Source organism: Mesorhizobium sp. M7A.F.Ca.MR.176.00.0.0, from assembly GCF_004023165.1.
In the GTDB taxonomy this organism is placed as follows: domain Bacteria; phylum Pseudomonadota; class Alphaproteobacteria; order Rhizobiales; family Rhizobiaceae; genus Mesorhizobium.
In genome coordinates, this window is the sequence record NZ_RZTC01000262.1 from 526 (window position 1) to 1878 (window position 1353).

At 61.7% G+C, this 1353-nt stretch carries 2 protein-coding genes and 1 pseudogene; 1 reads left to right on the forward strand and 2 read right to left on the reverse strand.

The window, feature by feature from the left end; all coding sequences use genetic code 11:
• Positions 1–656, reverse strand: a 656-nt coding sequence (locus EOB59_RS34580; RefSeq protein WP_245486888.1) for a helix-turn-helix domain-containing protein, incomplete at its 3' end; no start/stop codon positions are given.
• A gap of 190 nt (positions 657–846) precedes the next feature.
• Positions 847–1098 (reverse strand): DUF5372 family protein, encoded by a 252-nt coding sequence (locus tag EOB59_RS34585; protein WP_164895850.1) that lies wholly within the window; start codon positions 1096–1098, stop codon positions 847–849.
• A gap of 56 nt (positions 1099–1154) precedes the next feature.
• Between EOB59_RS34585 and EOB59_RS34590 the strand changes: the two are divergent.
• Positions 1155–1353: pseudogene (locus EOB59_RS34590) on the forward strand (IS21 family transposase); the annotation flags it as partial.

Below are 1353 nucleotides of genomic sequence, written 5' to 3' on the forward strand. Positions count from 1 at the left end.
GAAGCCGTGGGCGGCGGTTCGGGCAGCCGATGCACCGACGGGGAAGGCTGAGGGGCCGCGATCAGCACCGCCAGCCCTTGCCAAAAGCCATGAAAAACGATGGCGCCCATGTCCTTGATGCAGGCCTGGCCGCATAGGACGGCGGCGCGCAGCGTCTCGTAGAAATCCTTGCAGCCATGCGGCAGCAGCGGGGTGCGCGCATGGGGCTCACCGTTTTTTTTACGGGCCATCGCGCGTTCGATGCTGCGGGGATGGACGCTGAGACCGAGTGTCGAATGCAGCAGTTGCGCCAGGGATCGCGCCTGCAGCGGAGCACCCGTGTGCTGGTTCTGCTCGATGAGCTGCATAACTTCGTCGGTGAGCTTGTGGGCCGACTTTGGCCCACGCGTGCGCGGCAGCAGGCCGGCAATGCCCTCGCGTTCAAACGCGGCCTCGGCCTGATAGTAGGTGGGCCGCGACAGACCGAAAAGCGCGGCGGCATCGGCTTTGTTGACGCCATCCTCGTGGACGTGACGCAGCATCTCGTACTTCACCTGCACGAGGTCGAGAGGATCGAAGAAGCTGGATTCACGGAACCAGGGTGCGCGGACGGCTTCGGGGCGCGTGTTGAGCGCTCCGAGCTGGCGCAGTCGATCGCGTTTGGTCTGGTTGGGCATGGTATATCCCCTTGCTTGTGTGTAAATCAAATTACGCCTCGATAGAGAACGTGTCAATCTAATGGAGGCAACTGCCATACCGATCAGACCCGGACAATGCGAGTAAAATCGGCGACTGGAACGACGGTGTATCCGGCATGCCGCGGCATAATTAGGTTGACACATGCGGCATAAATTGCCTGACACGGGTTCAGCCGCCATGGCTGCGCTCGATTTGCTCGATCAACGCCGCCAGGGTTGCCAGATCATCTGGACGCACGAACGACCGACCGGCCGCGACCTGAATGAAAACATCGGGTTCAGCGACGTCCGTCCATGACGCAAGCAGCGAGCGAAGTCGTCCCGCCGCGTCGTAGAACATGACGGGGTCCTCGCCCCAGTTCTGCTTGCGGGTCGACAGCACGAAGCGCTGGCCGCGCCACGGATGGAACGGGTGCGTGATCTCGAACTCTATACGCGCTCGAGTGTCAGCACGAACTGCAGTCCTGGACTTGAAAGAAGGCAAAAGTCGAAGTTTCGGTCCAAATTGCCCAGAGATGGGTGCTGGCGCGCCTTCGCAACCGCCGCTTCTTCAGCCTGGTTGAACTCAATCAGGCGATCGGTGAGCTGGTCGCCGGTCTCAATGGGCGGATCATGCGGCCCTATGGCATGAGCCGGGCCGAACTGTTTGCCGCAGTGGACGCTCCGGCGCTGAGAC